At 62.1% G+C, this 17,396-nt stretch carries 11 protein-coding genes and 1 pseudogene; 11 read left to right on the top strand and 1 reads right to left on the bottom strand.

Annotated features, from left to right (window positions below; translation table 11 throughout):
- Nucleotides 1-729 precede the first annotated feature (729 nt).
- Complete coding sequence (locus CJ177_RS41220) at nucleotides 730-987, bottom strand: hypothetical protein (protein ID WP_095870682.1); 258 nt, start codon at nucleotides 985-987, stop codon at nucleotides 730-732.
- A 590-nt stretch (nucleotides 988-1,577) separates the two neighbouring features.
- On the opposite strand from CJ177_RS41220, the pseudogene CJ177_RS41225 reads away from it, so the two are divergent.
- The 11 genes and pseudogenes from CJ177_RS41225 to CJ177_RS41275 all read left to right on the top strand — a co-directional run.
- A pseudogene (locus CJ177_RS41225) lies at nucleotides 1,578-1,844 on the top strand (IS630 family transposase); the annotation flags it as partial.
- Nucleotides 1,845-2,221: 377 nt separating this feature from the next.
- Entirely contained in the window at nucleotides 2,222-5,512 is a 3,291-nt protein-coding gene (locus CJ177_RS41230) for a protein kinase (protein WP_095870424.1), read from the top strand.
- A gap of 303 nt (nucleotides 5,513-5,815) precedes the next feature.
- Complete coding sequence (locus CJ177_RS41235) at nucleotides 5,816-6,121, top strand: hypothetical protein (protein ID WP_095870425.1); 306 nt, start codon at nucleotides 5,816-5,818, stop codon at nucleotides 6,119-6,121.
- 105 nt (nucleotides 6,122-6,226) lie between these two features.
- Nucleotides 6,227-6,865: a VOC family protein gene (locus CJ177_RS41240; RefSeq protein WP_095870426.1), complete on the top strand. Its 639-nt coding sequence runs from the start codon at nucleotides 6,227-6,229 to the stop codon at nucleotides 6,863-6,865.
- A gap of 208 nt (nucleotides 6,866-7,073) precedes the next feature.
- The gene (locus CJ177_RS41245) at nucleotides 7,074-8,264 is read left to right on the top strand and encodes an epoxide hydrolase family protein (RefSeq protein WP_095870427.1); all 1,191 of its coding nucleotides are present in this window, start codon (nucleotides 7,074-7,076) and stop codon (nucleotides 8,262-8,264) included.
- A gap of 761 nt (nucleotides 8,265-9,025) precedes the next feature.
- The gene (locus tag CJ177_RS41250; protein WP_257014931.1) at nucleotides 9,026-11,314 is read left to right on the top strand and encodes a LuxR C-terminal-related transcriptional regulator; all 2,289 of its coding nucleotides are present in this window, start codon (nucleotides 9,026-9,028) and stop codon (nucleotides 11,312-11,314) included.
- An 810-nt stretch (nucleotides 11,315-12,124) separates the two neighbouring features.
- Complete coding sequence (locus tag CJ177_RS41255) at nucleotides 12,125-13,342, top strand: ABC transporter substrate-binding protein (RefSeq protein WP_095870429.1); 1,218 nt, start codon at nucleotides 12,125-12,127, stop codon at nucleotides 13,340-13,342.
- A 78-nt stretch (nucleotides 13,343-13,420) separates the two neighbouring features.
- Nucleotides 13,421-14,293 carry a branched-chain amino acid ABC transporter permease gene (locus CJ177_RS41260; RefSeq protein WP_095870430.1) on the top strand — a complete coding sequence of 291 codons (873 nt, stop codon included), beginning with the start codon at nucleotides 13,421-13,423 and terminating at the stop codon, nucleotides 14,291-14,293.
- Complete coding sequence (locus CJ177_RS41265) at nucleotides 14,290-15,330, top strand: branched-chain amino acid ABC transporter permease (RefSeq protein ID WP_179443405.1); 1,041 nt, start codon at nucleotides 14,290-14,292, stop codon at nucleotides 15,328-15,330. The genes CJ177_RS41260 and CJ177_RS41265 overlap by 4 nt, the downstream gene beginning before the upstream one ends.
- The gene (locus CJ177_RS41270; RefSeq protein ID WP_095870432.1) at nucleotides 15,323-16,069 is read left to right on the top strand and encodes an ABC transporter ATP-binding protein; all 747 of its coding nucleotides are present in this window, start codon (nucleotides 15,323-15,325) and stop codon (nucleotides 16,067-16,069) included. The genes CJ177_RS41265 and CJ177_RS41270 overlap by 8 nt, the downstream gene beginning before the upstream one ends.
- Nucleotides 16,066-16,776, top strand: coding sequence for an ABC transporter ATP-binding protein (locus CJ177_RS41275; protein ID WP_218835179.1), 711 nt, complete (start codon nucleotides 16,066-16,068; stop codon nucleotides 16,774-16,776). The genes CJ177_RS41270 and CJ177_RS41275 overlap by 4 nt, the downstream gene beginning before the upstream one ends.
- Nucleotides 16,777-17,396: the final 620 nt, after the last annotated feature.

Below are 17,396 nucleotides of genomic sequence, written 5' to 3' on the forward strand. Positions count from 1 at the left end.
CCGGGAGACGGGGCGAGTCGCTTCGCTCCCCGCCAGGGAGCCGCTGCGCGGCTCGCAGTGGGTCCATTCCCGTTGCCGTCGATCGAGTCGCTTCGCTCCTCTGAGTTTCCGAGATTAGATCCTCACCTGCACTTTTGATCGCCCCGTTCGATCCGGTCCCCCACACCCCAACGAGGCTGAGGGGGCGGGAGGGGTACGCCCGACCCGCCGCCCACTCGCCTTCCGCGCCGCTCCATGTCATACCCACAGCATGCCACCCCACCCCCACACACCCAAAACAGTCGAAAATCCCGAAACACCCAAATCTGTTGATCAGCAACAGATTTCGAACCTTACAATCTGCCGTTTGTGCACAACACACGTAAATACCTATTCACCAATCGATTACCGAAACCTGTTGTCACTCCACATCTTTCAAAAACCCTCAAAACCAGACGAAACAGACACCCACGCGCCTGCCGTCACCCCGGCGCCGACACTCCCCCGACACGTCGCCGGCGCCCCCACATCACAAACCGGGACATGTCATCACACCAGGTCACAGCACAATTACGGCCGCACACTGAACACGGCCCGCACCCCGGAAGTCAGATGCGGGCCGCCGTCAAACCAAGCAGATCCAGCGCTCGGTTCAGTCGAAAGTGAAGAACAGTTCCATTCCGACATGAACCACGCCACACTCACCGTGAATCCGTCCGACAGGGGTGGCGAGAACTGTCCTCGACGTGCCTACTTCGAGGACAGCCACAACCTGAATGCTTCGGCAGTCGCGGCCTGCAACGTCGTCCCACGGGTGGCTACTTCAATCTTCACCTGCCGCAGCAAGTCGGCGTCCACCCGGGCGGAGAACTGCGGGAGCTTCATCGCGCCCACGGACGATGCAGCTGGCTCGGCTGAAGTCATTGGCGCGAGCGAATCCGCATCACCATCGGGGACCGCCTGCGACATCGCACCGGCGAATACGCCCGCGGGTTGGTCCTTGGACATCTTCATCTCCTTGACGAACCGATGTGGTAGCTGTCGACGAGAACGGCGACCCTTACCAGACCTACCGTGCCCATCCCGGAATCGAAAAGACCTGAGGGATATAGGAACTGAGGACAAGCTTTAGGGTTACGACGAGTAACGGAAAGGCTTGTTAATGACATTCACGAACGGACCAGAACTGAAGCTAACGCTCGAAAGATAGCACCGGGGGTGCCGGCGGGCCAACCGCACCCCCGCGCCTTCGAATCGCTCATCGAAATTTCTTATGCGATAGCCGGTTACGGAAGAGACGATCATTGATCCGTGCCGCGTTCCGGCTCGTCACCGAAATCGGTGACTACCGAGGAGGCTCACGCACGGTGGCATTCGATACCTGGATAGCGACGTGCCGAGAGCTCGCGGGCCGAGTGCTCACGGAGGGCGATCTGCGCGAGACAGCAATCCCGACGAGCTCGGACTCCTGTTAGTGCCCATGGCCTACGGGATTCGTCTGCTGTCCGGCATCCGAGGACCCCGACCACCTGCTCGAAGGCATGGCGACCTTGTGGCAGCTCCTTCTGCCGGCGCTGGTCGACGCACCGAAAAGAAGACGCCGCGAGACGATGACCCACGACCACCAACGCCACGGAACCACAACCCTGTTCGCGGCACTCGACGTGCTCACCGGCATAGTGATCGGCCAAGGCCTACCCTTACCCCCGTGCCGGCACCGGCACCGGCACCGGCATCAGGAGTTTGTGGAGTTCCTGCACACCATCGACCGTGAGGTCCCCAACGAACTGACGATCCACCTGATCCTGGACAACGATGCCACGCACAAGTACCCGAAAACCCAAGCGTGGCTCGCCAAACATCCCCACCGGGGCTCAGATCCTCACCGACCTTGCATCCCTGCCCCTTAGCGAGATGCGTGAGCACCTCAGACGCGGACTGGACCAGCAACCCACCCCAGGCCCCGCCCACCACATCCCCATCCGACTCAACGACGAATACACCCGCGCCCACGCTGCCGCCGCACCGCCGGCCAGAACCTCGAAACCTGGATCCACGACCGCATCACCGACGCCCCGAACCCCGAATAGCAATCACTTGTTTCAACGCGGCTGCCACAGGTATGCCGGTTGACACCACTTCCAAATTGACCGCGCAGCGATATCCTTAGGTACACCCTCGAGAGGCCAGCAGCAGTGCTTTTCTTCGAAAGCGGCTCGAACCGGAAGAATCGATGTAGTCGATGACCGACATCGATCCGTTCGCGACGCAACGCGACGCGTCGGGCTCGGTCTCGATCTCGGCAGACTTGGCAGCTGCCGGATTCGAGGACGCACACGAGATCGGCCGCGGCGGTTTCGGCGTCGTCTACCGCTGCACCCAGGCGGCGCTCGACCGCACCGTGGCAATCAAGGTCCTCACCGCAGACCTCGACGAGCAAAACCGGGAACGATTCCTGCGTGAGCAGCGCGCGGCGGGCAGACTGACCGGACACCCCAACATCGTCAATGTCCTCCACGTCGGCGTCACCGACAACGGTCGGCCCTTCATCGTCATGCCATACCACCCCCAAGACTCCCTCGACGCGCGGATCCGCCGCCACGGCCCACTCCCGCTCGACGAAGCGCTGCGACTCGGGGTGAAAATGGCCGGTGCCCTCGAAACCGCCCACCGCCTCGGGATCCTCCACCGCGACGTCAAGCCCGGGAACATCCTGCTCACCGACTACGGCGAACCGGCGCTGACGGATTTCGGCATCGCCCGCATCGCCGGCGGGTTCGAAACCACCGCCGGCGTCGTGACGGGTTCGCCGGCGTTCACCGCCCCCGAGGTGGTGGCCGGCCAACCCCCGAGTGCTGCTGCCGACGTTTACGGCCTCGGTGCCACGTTGTTCGCTGCGATGACCGGTCACGCCGCCTTCGAACGCCGCAGCGGTGAGCAGGTGGTGGCCCAATTCCTGAGGATCGCCGCCGAGCCTGGTCCGGACCCGCGGAAGCACGGTGTTCCCGAGGACGTCAGCGTGATCATCGAACGTGCCATGACCGGCACCCCGGAGGACCGACCCTCCGCTACGGAACTTGGTCAGCAACTCCGAGCATCCCAACGCCTCCATGGTTTCCCCATCGACGAGATGGCACTGCACACCGAACCGGGCGCCGTGCAACTGAAGGACAACGCGATGGTAGCGGCTCACCAACTGGGCTCCCATGCACACGAATTCTTTCGCGAAGTAACAAGTTTCGTCGGACGTCGCAAAGAAGTAGCCGCAGTCAAGGCGCGTCTATCGGATGCTCGGATAGTAACGCTTACCGGTTTTGGGGGTGTAGGCAAAACGCGGCTGGCCTGCCGCGTCGCCGCGGAGGTGCGCAAAACTTTCTCGGGCGGCGTCTGGTTCGTGGACCTCGCCGCAACCTCCAATCCAGACCTTGTCGTCAGCGCAATTACCGAAGCGCTCGACATCCGAGACGGAATGACTGCGGATGGCACCCACTATCTGTTTGAATTCCTCAGTGACAGACATGCACTCATCGTCTTGGACAACTGCGAGCACCTGATCGAGGCGAGCGGAAGCGTCGCCGCCGAGATTATTCGCCGGACGGACCGCGTGCAGATCCTGGCAACCAGTCGAGAGCCTCTCGGCGTGCTGGGTGAAGCCGTGTTCGAGGTACCCCCCATGCCGGTCCCCGAGGAAGCTCAACTCGCCGACGGACAAAACGCCAAGAGCTTTCATTCCGAGGCGGTCGATCTTTTCGAGCAACGCGCTGCAGCCGTCGTCCCCGGATACACCCTCGACGATGAGAGCCGCCTGGAGGTTGCCCGCCTGTGCCAGCGGCTGGACGGCATCCCTTTGGCTATCGAACTCGCAGCGGTCCGGATCAGGTCCCTACCCCTCGACCGCGTCCTGTCGCGCGAGGGCGCACTCTTCGAAATTCTGACGCGAGGAAACCGCGGCGGACCGGTGCGGCATCAAACACTACGCGGCGCCATCGACTGGAGCTTCAATCTGTGCTCGCCGGAGGAACAAGTCCTGTGGGCGCGGCTGTCCGTCTTCGCGGGCGGATTCGATTTCGATGCGGTCGAGAGCGTGTGCACCGATCCGAACATCGTTTCGGACGCGTTTGACCTGATTTCCAGTCTTGTCGAAAAATCGGTCATTTCCACCGTTCAATCCGGATCCACAGTCCGATACAAACTGTTGGAAAGCATCAAGGACTACGCGGCCGAGAAACTTGCCGAGCACGGCGACGCGAATGCGTGGCGCAGGAATCATCGAGACTATTTCCTGCATTTGTCCGTACTCAGCGAGAGCCAGTCACTGGCATCAGGTCAGCTGGAATGGAACCGTCGACTCCGGCACGAGCGGGCGAATCTGCGCTCGGCGCTGGAGTACTGCTTGTCCACCCCCGGGGAGGCCCGAACCGGTCTCCGGATGGCGGGTGCACTGTGGTTCTTCTGGAACGCGAGTGGCCTGCTACGAGACGGACGATACTGGCTGACCCGAGCCTTGGAGACCGACCAGGAGCCGAGCAGCGAGAGGGCGAAAGCGCTCTGGGTGATCGCGTGGAACGCCATGGTTCAGGGCGACAACCCGACCTCCAAACAGTATTTGCTGGAATGCAGCGACGTCGCGGAATCGATCGATGATCGAACCGCCCAGGCGTTTGCAGTTCAGTTCCGGGGCGCGGCGGAGATGCTCGGAAACGGAAATCTCGACGTCGCACTGGAGAACCTCACTGCCGGCATGGCACATCACGCCGAGTCAGGGGAAGTCAATTCTCTGACACTGCTGGGCGGCGCCCAGCTCTCTTTAGTGCACTGCCTGTCCGGAAACCTGGAACAATCCCTTGCCTGGGCGGATGAAACCATCGCCTCAGGTAAGTCGCTGAAGGAGCTCTTCTCGACGTCATGGGCGCTGTGGGCCCGCGGACTTGCCCTCTGGACCCAGCGCAAGTACGCGCAAGCTTCGGACTCGTTGAAAGAAGCGCTCGAACTGAAGCAGTCACTGAGTGACTGGTTAGGCGTGAGTACATGCACCGAGATTCTCGCGTGGATCGCGATCGAGGAAGGAAACCCCGTCCGATCCGCACGCCTGCTCGGTATCGGGCGCACACTGTGCGGCGAGATGGGAAGCTCTCCACTCTTCGGAAACGACACGTTGATCCGCACACGGACTCGTTACGAACAACGCACCCGCCAGCTGCTTGGTAACTCTGCGTTCGAGAAAGAATCCCGGGCGGGTGAACGCCTCGAACACCTCGCGTCGATCGAATTCGCGATGCAAAAGCGCACGTCCAAGCCGGCGACGCCGGCCACTCCTTCAGCGAAGGTGAAACTCACCCCTCGCGAGAAAGAAGTGGGAAAGCTGGTGGCCGAGGGACTCACCAACAAGGAGATCGCGGAAAGGTTGGTCATCTCGCCCCGTACCGCAGAAGGACATGTAGATCGCATCCTCACGAAGACCGGGCACCGATCCCGCGCGCAGCTTGCCGCCTGGATCGCCCGCGAGGAGAGCATCGAGTCCCGAAAGCCGTAGTTCGGACAGTGCTCCCCACTGCCTGGTGACACCCTGACCTGACTCCCCACGGTGCGGCCCCATCTCGGATCGGTTGACCGCACAGACCGGTCAGCCTTCTCTTCCTCGGAGAGGTGTGGTCGCACGCTTTACCGACCATTCCGTCCGTTCCGCGCCTTCGAGTTCGCCGTCTGGTGCGAGCAGGGCCGAACTCAGCGATAGCTTCGCTGGTCCACTGCGGGCATACCTGCGTAGTAAAGGCGGGTAGTGAAGCACGTAGCTCTTCGCCGTCTCACACGCCGCGCAATTGCGAGTCTTATCGGCATGAACAGCACAAACCTTCACCAGAACATCTCGCACACCAGCATCTCCTCCTGGAAGCGGTTCGCCACTGCCGCAGTAGCGACCGCCGCACTCGGGATCCTCCCCGCCGGCGCCGCAGACGCCATTACTCCCGCAACCACCGTCACCGCCGGAGTCACCCACGACATCCCCCGCGACTACGACAACACCATGCAGCAGCAACGCCAGCACGACCGCCAACGCGACCAGAGGCAGGACCGCCGCGCCGAACCCGCCATCGGCGACCAAATCCTTGACGGCTGGCACAACGGCAGCACCCCAATGTAGGCAGTCGCACCGTCGATCGCCCCCGTGGGAGCCGACGAACGTCAGTGGTCCCCCATCTCTCACCTCACAGTCACCACCCACCAGAGAAATCCCCAGAAGGAAGTCATGAGCACGACCGAAACCCGCACCACCACCGCGAAGGTCACGACCATCGACATGAAACTCGAGGTGCTCGTCCTCCCCGTCTCCGACGTCGCCCGCGCCACCGAGTTCTATACGAAACTCGGCTGGCGACAAGACGCCACACCGCCCGACTCCGGCGTGGTCCAGTTCACCCCGCCCCGCTCCGCCACCTCGATCCACTTCGGCACCGACCTGACCACCGCCGCACCCGGCTCCGCCACAGCCTTCCTGATCGTCTCCGACATCAGCGCCGCCCACCGACAGCTCGCCGCAGCCGGAATCGATGTCAGCGACATCGTCCACTACACCGCGAACGGCCCAGTCCCCGGGGCCGACCCCGACCATTCCAGCTACAACTCGTTCGCCACCTTCCACGATCCCGACGGCAACACCTGGACGCTGCAGGAAGTGACCACTCGCATTGCGGCCAGAATCGATTCCGGCGCCACATCATTCGGGACCACTGCCGAATTGGCCACTGCACTTCGGCGCGCTGAGGCCACCTACGGCGGGCATGAGCAGCGCGCTGGCCGACCAGACCCCAATTGGCCTGACTGGTACGCCCACTACATAGCCGCAGAGCAGAGAGGAGCCGAGCCGCCCACTGTGATCTCTTTCTAAACCCTCGAAGTTGCAATCCGTCTCGATGGGCTCGGGTGATCGCTGCCCACTCGTCGAGTGCCGCCGCGACGATCTGGGCGTCCTCGACGATGATCTCTTCTTCCCCATCGGGCCTCCCTCCTCTGATCTGTTCGCCATGCATGGAGAACACACTCGAGTCAGAGGCATCAATCCTCAACCACCAATCAAACACAGCAAGGAATCCCACATGTACTTCACATCCGAAGCCGCCGAGATCCGGCCGTTCACGGTCGAGTTCCCTGAGACCGAACTCGAGGCGCTTCGCCAGCGCATCGCAGCCACCCGCTGGCCCGAAAAAGAAACCGTTGCAGATCAATCACAGGGCACACCGCTCACGACGAGCAAGGCACTGGCGCAGTACTGGGCCTCGGAATACGACTGGCGTAAGGTTGAGGCGAAGCTGAATGCTTTGCCGCAGTACATCACTGAAATCGACGGGTTGGACATCCATTTCATTCACGTCCGCTCGAAGCACGAGGATGCGTTGCCACTCATCGTCACGCACGGATGGCCCGGTTCGATCGTCGAGCAGCTGAAGATCATCGACCCGCTGACCAATCCCACCGCCCATGGTGGTGACGCGTCGGACGCCTTCCATCTGGTGATTCCGTCGATGCCCGGCTTCGGGTTCTCGGGCAAGCCGACGACGACCGGGTGGGGCCCCGACCGCATCGCACGCGCCTGGGTGGAGCTGATGAAGCGCCTCGGGTACACCCGGTTCGTGGCGCAAGGCGGGGACTGGGGTGCGATCGTGACAGAGGCGATGGCAGTGCAGGCGCCGCCGGAACTGCTCGGCATTCACACCAACATGGCTAAGGTGGTTCCACCCGAGATCGACCAGGCGCTCCTCACCGGGCATCCCGTGCCATCCGATCTGTCCGACGACGAACAGGCCGCGTGCGACCAGCTGGCATTCTTCTATCAGCACATCGGCTACGCCGTGGAGATGGGGTCGCGGCCGGAGACACTGATCGGATTGGCGGATTCGCCCGTCGGTCTGGCGTCCTTCATGATCGACCACGACCCGGCGAGTTTGGCGCTGATCTCGCGAGTCTTCGCCGGACAGTCCGAGGGACTGACGCGAGACGATGTACTCGACAACATCACCCTGTTCTGGCTGACGAACACGGCGTTGTCAGCGGCTCGTCTTTACTGGGAGAACAAGTCCCCGTTCTTCGCCGCCGGTAGCGTCTCCATCCCGGTTGCCGTGAGCGTCTTTCCTGACGAGCTCTATCAGGCACCGCGCAGTTGGGCAGAGAAGGCCTATCCCAACCTCATCCATTACAACAAGCTGGACAAGGGCGGGCACTTCGCGGCCTGGGAGCAGCCACAGCACCTTGTAGACGAGATTCGAGTGGGCCTGCGGTCGCTTCGATAACGACTGAAGTGGGACGTGTGCACCTGCCCACGTTCTGCCACAGGGCGGCCGGGTGGTTCACTCGAACCACCCGGCCGCCCGCGTCTATCGGTAACACCGTGCGTCCTCTCCTCGTCGACTTCGCTGGGCAGATCCGTATTGGACGGGACCGCCATTCGGGTCGATGGGTATGCAGAGTGTCAACACCGTCCCGAGCGGCCAGGCAACCCCAGTGGACTCGATCCTGATCCCTGCTCTCTACCCGTGCAGCCGGCCCGGAGCTCCGAGACCCGCCGCCGTTACGGGTCGGTCGCAGGCTGGAATCGCGTCCGCGCACAACGAGGGAAAACACACATGCCCATCAGTGGGGTCACACAGGCGGAGAAGGCGAGTGCATCCGTACACCCGCGAACGCGACCAGGCTGCGCAGGGGTCGCTCAGTTCCTGCGGTTCACGAACCAACCCCACTTCGCACTTACGACGTCCCCAGCGACGTCAGTAATCTATTAGAGCAGTCCATTGCCCCAGCCCGCAGAACCGCCGCGCCGTCGCTTCCGGTGTCGAACGCCTCCGGGGTGCTCCAGTCGCCGGACTCTCCGATTTGCCGACATGCCAGAGCCACCGAGAACAGCGAAGTTTCCATGAACTACGAATCCAATCGAGCCGGCCCCCCGGCCGTACACACCCCGGTTCCCGCGCCGCCGACCACGAAGACGAGATCGAGCGGCGGATCGGGCAACTCGGTGCCAGTCCGCGTCCGAGGGAAGGGTGGAAACCTGCCGGTGGAGCTAACCAGTTTCGTCGGCCGCCGCCATGAGGTGGCCGAAGCGAAGAAGATGCTGTCCACGTCCCGGCTGGTGACCCTGACCGGACCCGGGGGCGTCGGGAAGACCCGGCTCGCGCTGCGCATCGCAACCGACTCACGGCGCGCGTTCACCGACGGAGTCTGGCTGATCGAGCTCGGCGAGCTCACCGATCCGGAACTATTACCCAGTGTCGTCTTGGACGTCCTAGGACTGAAGAACCAATCAGCGGAAGCACCTCTGATCCTGCTGGCCGATTACCTAGCCGAGAAACGGCTGCTGCTGGTGCTCGACAACTGTGAGCATCTGCTTGAGTCAGTAGCGGCGCTGACGGACACCTTGTTGCGGACCTGTCCGAGAACACGCATCCTTGCGACGAGTCGGGAGCCGCTCAGGCTAAGCGGGGAAGCGGTGATGCGAGTTCCGCCGATGCAGACCCCCGACCCACACCGTGAGTCCTCACTTCGCGGGTTGACCAGCTACGAATCGGTCGCGCTTTTCGTGCAACGGGCCGTCGCCGCCGTGCCCACGTTCGAACTCACCGAAGACAACCAGGTGGCGGTGGCGCAGATCTGCGCTCGCCTGGACGGTCTACCGTTGCCGATAGAATTGGCTGCAGCCCGGCTGCGAGTCATGTCGGTGTACCAGATCCTCGACCGCATGACCGATCGATACCGACTGCTCACCGGTGGTAGCCGTGCCGCACCCGCCCGGCAGAAGACGTTGCGGTGGTCGATCGACTGGAGCTACGAGCTGTGCACCCCACAGGAGCAGCGGCTGTGGGCACGGTTAGCGGTATTCGCTTGCAGCTTCGAACTCGACGCCGTCGAGGCCATCTGCGCCGACGACGATCGGGGAGGCGACCTCCTCGACATCGTGACTTCACTGGTTGACAAATCGATCCTGGTCCGGGAAGAGGCCGGCGACGCGGTCCGGTATCGCTTGCTAGACATCCTACGGGAGTACGCCGACGAAAAACTGCAACCCACGGGCGAATACGCGTACCTGTGCAGACGTTTTCAAGACTGGTACCAGCAGCTGATTCTGCGGGCAGCTACCGAGACCATCAGTCCGCGCCAGCTGCACTGGCTCCACCGTCTCGACCAGGAACAGCCGAATCTTCGTGCTGTCCTTCAATTCTTCCTATCCGAATCAGACAAACTCGACGCCGGCCTACGCATGGCGGTCGGGTTGTTCCCGTTCTGGCTCTCCCGCGGATACCTCCGGGAGGGCCGGCTCTGGCTCGACCGGCTCCTCGACGTCGCGGCCGACGAACCCAGCGCGGATTTCACGAAAGCCCTGTACCTGGCCAGTCTCTTCGCGGGAGTACAGGGAGACACGACCCAAGGCTTGGTCCTGCTGGCCCGCGCCGACTCCCTCTGGGACCGACTCGGTGACAGCTCGATGCGCGCGCTCCAGGGGTACGTCCGTGGATTCCTCGCCCTCTACAACAGCGACTCCGAATCGGCCGTGACACATTTCGAGGAGGCGATCGGCGCCGCGCAGGAAACGGAGGGTGGCATCTTCTTTCACGTCGGGAGCCTACTGGGCAAAGGGCTCTCGTACATGTCGCTTGGCGACGCACCGAAGGCACGCGACTGCCACGAGAGAATGCTGGCCCTTGCCGGAACACTCGGCGACGTCGTGTATTGCGGGCGCTCCGCAATAATTGGGGCCTGGGCGTGGTGGTGCGACGACGATTTGACCCAGGCACGAGCGGTCATCGAAGAGGGAATCCGGAAGTCGGCTCGAGCCGACGACTCGTTCGGCATCGGATGCAGCCTGGAAGCCCTGGCGTGGATCGAAGCTCGCCAGAATCCCGAGCGCGCCGCTGTCCTCCTCGGTGCCGCCGCCGGAATTTGGCGGGAGGTTGGCGGAACCATGGCCAGCCATCTCACTCTTCTGAGATACCACGGAGACTGCGAACAACAGGCTCGCCGGGCGCTCGGCGACCGCCAGTTCGAGGAGAAGTTCCGGCACGGCGATGCTTTGAGTGTCGGCGATGCCGCTAGATACGCATTCGATGAACAACCCGTGCCTGTTGGGCCAACTCCAGAAGTAAGCACCCTGAGCCGACGCGAACGCGAAGTCGCCGAACTCGTCACCGAGGGACTGACCAACAGGGAACTCGCCGCAAAGCTGTTCATCTCGCCGCGTACAGCGCAGGGTCACGTCGAACGGATTCTCTCTAAGCTCGGCTACACCTCGAGAGCACAGATCGCCGCCTGGCTCATCGAACAGCGGCACCAGCAGGGGCCTGATCGATAGTCGGCAACACCCGAGACTCGAACTCACCTGACACCGGGGCACAGGACTGTGGTTGGGCGACCAACCACTGCTACTGAGCGGTGGTGGTCCTTCCCTGCAACGCGTCAGCCAAAAGCCACTACTCACGTTGGAAAATGTTGTCCCCGATATGGATCTGCAAGGAAATGTGGTCGTCTAGTGGACAACCGATCCTGGCTCGAGCATCTCCGTGTAGATCATTCGTCATATAGCACGCATGGTTCGTCCCGTTCACCCGAGAAGTGTATTTCGAATACCATTCCCCAACCTATACAGTGACCCGCGTCGCTTCTACGATTCCTTGTTCCTTCCACAGTCGCTGAACATGTTTCGCAACAAGCGGTTTCGGACAAAATCCGATTTCATCGATCCACTCTCGGATAGACGGCGTCCCGGTAGACGCCGACGACCTATGGCGAGACGTGCATTGCCGGGGTGTCGCGTCCTCGGACAATGCGACCGTGTGGGCATACGGACCTGCACACTCATGCCACCCCGATGAGATGGTCGCCCCCACTGCGTTCGCCCCAGGATGCCACGCGGGATCGATAGGTATGCCATCGGGCCGTTCAGCCCCTGCGCTTCCGGGCCGCGGGCGCGACGCTATAGGCACCTCCGACCCGACTCCAATACATCTCACTTCTCCTTCTATTACCACGTTGATCGCCTTGTTACCAGCGTTGACGGCCCGATGTGACGGGCGATATATTGTCCACCCGTGCGACTATTTGAACACACGCGGCGATTGCAGTGCATGTTTCTTGCCAGCTGCCGCCGACGAGAGGAACCCCGATGAAACGAACCGGTCCCGTGGTACCAACGATGGTTGCAGCAGCAATGTGCTCGGCGCTGTTGAGCGGGTGTGGGGATGGCGACCTCGCCGGCGCTTCCGGAGAGGGCGGCGTCAAGCTGTGCGCCAGTGTTGAGCAGACCGGCGGGGCCGCGAGCCTCGGCGGTTGGTTTGAGCAGGGCTTGGAGGTCGCAACTCAGGAGATCAACTCCGGCGATGGGTTGATCGTCGACGGTAAAAAGGTCCCGTTCGAGTTGGTCGTCGCAGACAATGAGTCGAATCCCGAAACAGGCCTCGCGGTACAGAAGCGGTTCGAGCAGGCAGGGTGCAAGTTCATCTTTGCGCCCGCTCTGGCCACACTCGCCGGTCCCATTCTGGAGAGCACGCGCAATACGGACGACACCCTCATGTTGACGATCGCAAGTTCTGCGGTTCCGCACCTGGGCACAGACAAGGGTGCGAACCTCTTCATGCCAAAGTTGGACTTCCCCTATGCACTCCCGACGGTCGTCGAGGCTGCCGCAGATAGGTACGCCCCTAAGACGGCCGCGGTGGTCATGGCGCAGGACGCATCTGGCGAGGCCCAGCAGGCAGCCATCGTGAAGGCTCTGGAGGAACGCGGAATCAAGGTCGTGTACGACGACTTCTTCGATCCCGCGACAAGGGATTTCGCTCCATACATCGACAAGATCAAGCGCACTGATCCGGATATGGTCTTCGCGGGTTATGTCGACTCCATGGTTTCGCCGATCCTCAAGGCAGCCGTCGAAGCAGGCTTCACGCAGCCGGTGTTCGTCGGAACGTCGGGAGTGTCCAGCAAGGCCTTCGCCGACAACCCAGGCATTCCGAACGGCGTGGTGGCCCTCAGTGGTCGAGCTGTCGATGTGACCGACGATCCCGACGTGCAGGCATATCGTGACGCGTTCGCCGAGAGGTACGGATCGCCGCCAACCGAATCTGGGTCCTCGTGGGGCGTCCTGTACTACGAGTCGATTCGCATGCTCGCCAAGGCCATGGAGATTGCCGGAACCACGGACGACCTCACGTCGATCTCCAAGGCAATGACCACCGACGAGGCGGGCGACTACGAGGGCCGCACCATCGACATGACATTCGATGCAAAGCACCACGCCTTCCACAGCAGCCAGGTTGGCTTCGTCAACGCAGGTCAGATCTCCGAGTATGCGCTGATCGAACCTAAGACGCGTAGCAGCGAGTAGAGGATCCCGTGTGTCAAGGCCGCGCGCCCTGCGGCGGCCTTGACACACCTCCCCACGATAGGAAGGACCTGAGACCCTATGTCTCTGGATCAAGTGCTGACCGTCATCGTGAACGGTCTCACCACGGGATCGATCTACGCCCTCATCGGTCTCGGATTAACGCTCATATTCGGCCTTCTCGACATCGTCAACTTTGCCCATGGGCAGCTGTTGCTCTTGGCCACGTACTCCACGTTCGCCCTATACACCGCGACTGGCTCGTATTGGCTGGCAGTGGCATGTGTGGCAGTGGCAGCGACCGCTATCGGTGCCGGTCTCGACGTCGCCCTCTTTGCGCGAGCTCGGGCTGCGCCGATTACCGGCCTACTCATCTCGGTCGGCCTCATCGCAATCGTCGAGAACGTACTTCACGAGGTGTGGGGACCCACTCCCCGGGACATTCCGCCTCCGGTATCAGGGGTGATCGAGTTCGGCTTCGTGCGATTGCCGGCCACACGGCTGTTCGTCATGGTGGCGACCATCGTCATCTTGGTCGCGATCGCACTTTTCCTCAAGCGTACGAAGGCTGGGGTCGCCCTGAGAGCTGCCGGGGAGAGTCCTGAGGCCGCGTCACTCATGGGTGTGTCCGTGGAACGGATCAGGCACCTCGCGTTCGCGGTGGGCACCTTGCTCGCTGCCCTGGCTGGGGCCTTGATCGCAATGATATTGCCGGTCGAACCCGTCTTGGGCGACTCACTGCTGGTCGTCGGTTTCATCGCACTGATTGTCGGCGGGGCGGGCAGTCCACTAGGCGCTGTTGTGGGAGGTCTACTCATCGGAGTGATCGAGTCGATCGGCATCTCTTTGTGGTCGGGAACGGCCGCACAGGTGCTCACCTTCGGCCTGTTGATCGTCGTGTTCTATTTCCGACCCACGGGAATTGTTTCGACCGCTCAAGGGAGCAGACTGTGAAGAGGCTCGCGGTGCACTTCTCCTCACCGATCGTTGCGTGGCTGACCTTTGCCCTGGCGGTTGCTGCCTTCTGCACCTTCGGTGATTCACTGGCCGTGTATGTGGCCGCATTAATCCTGGCTTGGGCATTGTGGGGTACCAGCCTGAACATCATCTGGGGCTACGCCGGGGCACTATCCCTGGCGCAGATGGGATTCGCTGCAATAGGAGCGTTCAGCGTTGCGGTCCTTTGCAAGGATGAACAGATCAACTTCTGGCTGGCCGTACTCGTCGGGATGGTGTTGGCTGTTGCCCTCAGCGTGGTCGTGGGATACGTGACACTCAATCTTCGAGGATTTGCGTTCGCGGTAATGACCTTGATCACCTCGCTCCTGATCGTCGTACTTCTGACGAGTTGGGAACCGGCTGGGCGCACGACAGGAGTGGTCGTCGCGGCCTCGCCTGGGGAAATCACCATCGGTTCCTGGAGCCTCGATCTCGGCTCCGACAAGGGGCTGGTCATACTGCTGGCTGTCGCGAACGCAGTGACGCTTGTCTTGTGCGGCTGGCTCGAGCGCACGAGAGCCGGCCGATTCGTCGTGGCCTTGCGTGAGGACGAGCCTCTGGCGGCGTCTCTCGGTGTTCATCCGCTGAAATACCGGGTGCTGGCATTCATGTTGAGCGCCGCGGTCGCTTCGCTTGCGGGCTCGCTGTACGCCCTCACGCTCAAGTTCATCACACCATCCCTCTTCAGTTTTCACGCATCGGTCACCCTCATCGCCTGCGTTGTCCTGGGAGGTCTCGGCTATCGGTTCGGCCCCCTCGTCGGCGCGGCGGTCTACATCGGGCTAACCCAGTGGCTTCATGTGGGCGGCGACTACAGCGACGCACTCTCGGGCGCACTGCTTATCGTCATCGTTCTGTTCGCGCAGATGGGAATTCTCGGATTGCTCAAGCAGGGCATCGACAAGCTGACGGGAAAGCAGCCCGCGCATCAGTCTGACGAGAAGCCAACCGACGAACTCGAAACGCAGACAGGAGCTATGGCGCATGACTGAGGCAGTGCTCACCGCAGAGTCGCTCGTACGTCAATACGGCGGTGTCCGTGCGGTAAACGGCGTCTCGTTCAGTCTCCGAAAGGGCGAGATCCTCGGCCTGATCGGCCCCAACGGGGCCGGCAAGACGACCACCTTCAACTTGCTCTCGGGCTTTGCAGTTCCCCAGCTGGGGACAGTGACATTCGAGGGAAACGACATTACAAAGTGGTCCCCCTCACGGAGGGCTCAGCGTGGTCTCGTGCGGACGTTTCAGCAGGCGCGATGCTTTGCGGCGCTCTCGGTCCGAGACAACATCCGTATCGCAGTCAACGCGTTGTCGACGCATTCGAGACGTGAACAATCAGGTGGAGGGGACGAGGGCAGTCGTATCGACGAGCATCTTGACCAGTTCGGCCTCCTCGCCTTCCGCAACGTCCGTGCGGGCGACCTCTCCTATGGGCAACTCAAACGGCTTGGCGTTGTCACCGCAGCCTGTACGCGGCCGACAGTCCTGCTCCTCGACGAGCCTGCGGCTGGTCTGAACGGCGCGGAGGTCCGCCAGCTGCGCAGCGACCTGGAGCACTTGCGTGGGGCGCTGGGGATCTCGGTTTGTCTGGTCGAGCACAACATGGGCTTGGTCATGTCTGTCTCTGACCGATTGGTCGTCCTCGACGCCGGCGAACTCCTAGCCGAGGGAACGCCGTCGGAGATTTCGCAGAACGAAGCCGTGATCCGTGCATACCTGGGGGGAGACAAATGAGTGTGCTGCTGAAGGTCGTTGACCTGTGTGTACGACGCGGCAACGCATCAGTCTTGCGGAACATGTCCTTTGAAGTCGAAGAGGGAGAGGTCGTCACGATCCTCGGCTCGAACGGCGTAGGGAAATCGACGACATTACGCACCTTGTCCGGACTACATCGGCCCCAAAGCGGGACAATCGAGTTCAGGGGCGAGTCCATCACGGGCGCCTCGTCCGCGAGTATTGTCAGGTCGGGACTCGTGCATGTCCCGGAAGGCCGAATGGTCTTCCCCGGGCTCAGTGTATTGGAGAACCTGCGCATGGGTGGCTACTTGCGGAATTCCCAGAGCGTCACGACAAATCTCGATTCCATCCTTGACCAGTTCCCCATGTTGCGTCACCATCTCCGGAAGCCCGCGGGCTCACTCAGCGGCGGCCAGCAGCAGATGCTCGCGATCGCCCGCGGACTGATGGCTGAACCCCGACTCCTACTGCTCGACGAACCTTCACTCGGACTCGCCCCGAACATCGTTGAAGATGTCGCGGGAATCATTCGCAGACTCAAACAGGACGGCGTCACCGTGTTGATCGTCGAGCAGAATGCGGGACTGGCGCTTGGTGTCGCCGACCGAGGCTACGTCGCGGTCCACGGAGAGATAGTAAGTGCGGGGACGGCGGCTGATCTCGCCTCGGATCCGAGTGTGCGCCAAGCATACTTGGGACTCTGATGTCACATGTTCGTGGGAAAGCGGCATCCGAGAATCCTGGAGGTCCCGTTCGTCGTTGAGAGGTTGGGCCGCATTGGTCACGGTTGAGGTCGACGTCGACCGTGGGGCCGATGAGCTTCAAGCCGGGGTGGCGGCAGGCAAGCGAACCGGAACCGTCCCTCCAACCGGCGGGCTTCGGTCGCCTCGACTGGTTGTCATGCTGGGCGCAGCCTGAGATTCTCGATAGGGCTTCGCCGGCAATATCGTGCAGTTTGAGCATCGTCGGGTGTTCGCGCAGGCGTTGGCAAGGCTGGCCGCCCCCGGCAGTGATCGGCGCCGGGATTGCATCGGTTGCCGGTAATACTCATGCGAGAGTGTTCCTTCCTCTGGCGACCCGCTGAGGTCGAGCACTGATGATCGGGCGGCAGTCGAGGACGGTTCGGCCTGACCTGGTGATGATGTGGCAAAAAGCAGAGGTGCTGCGGCGCAACGCGTCCGCCGCTGCGGGCCCATCAGGACCGGGGCGAATTCGTTCCTCTCGTCGGTGCGGGCAATCAGTGGACGTGGCGGCCGATAACCGCCTACTCGAGCAAAGGTAGCCCTGATCGCAGACCATCACACCGTGGCGGTGGCCGTCCTCG

Source organism: Rhodococcus sp. ACPA1 (assembly GCF_002300195.1).
Taxonomy (GTDB): domain Bacteria; phylum Actinomycetota; class Actinomycetes; order Mycobacteriales; family Mycobacteriaceae; genus Rhodococcus_F; species Rhodococcus_F opacus.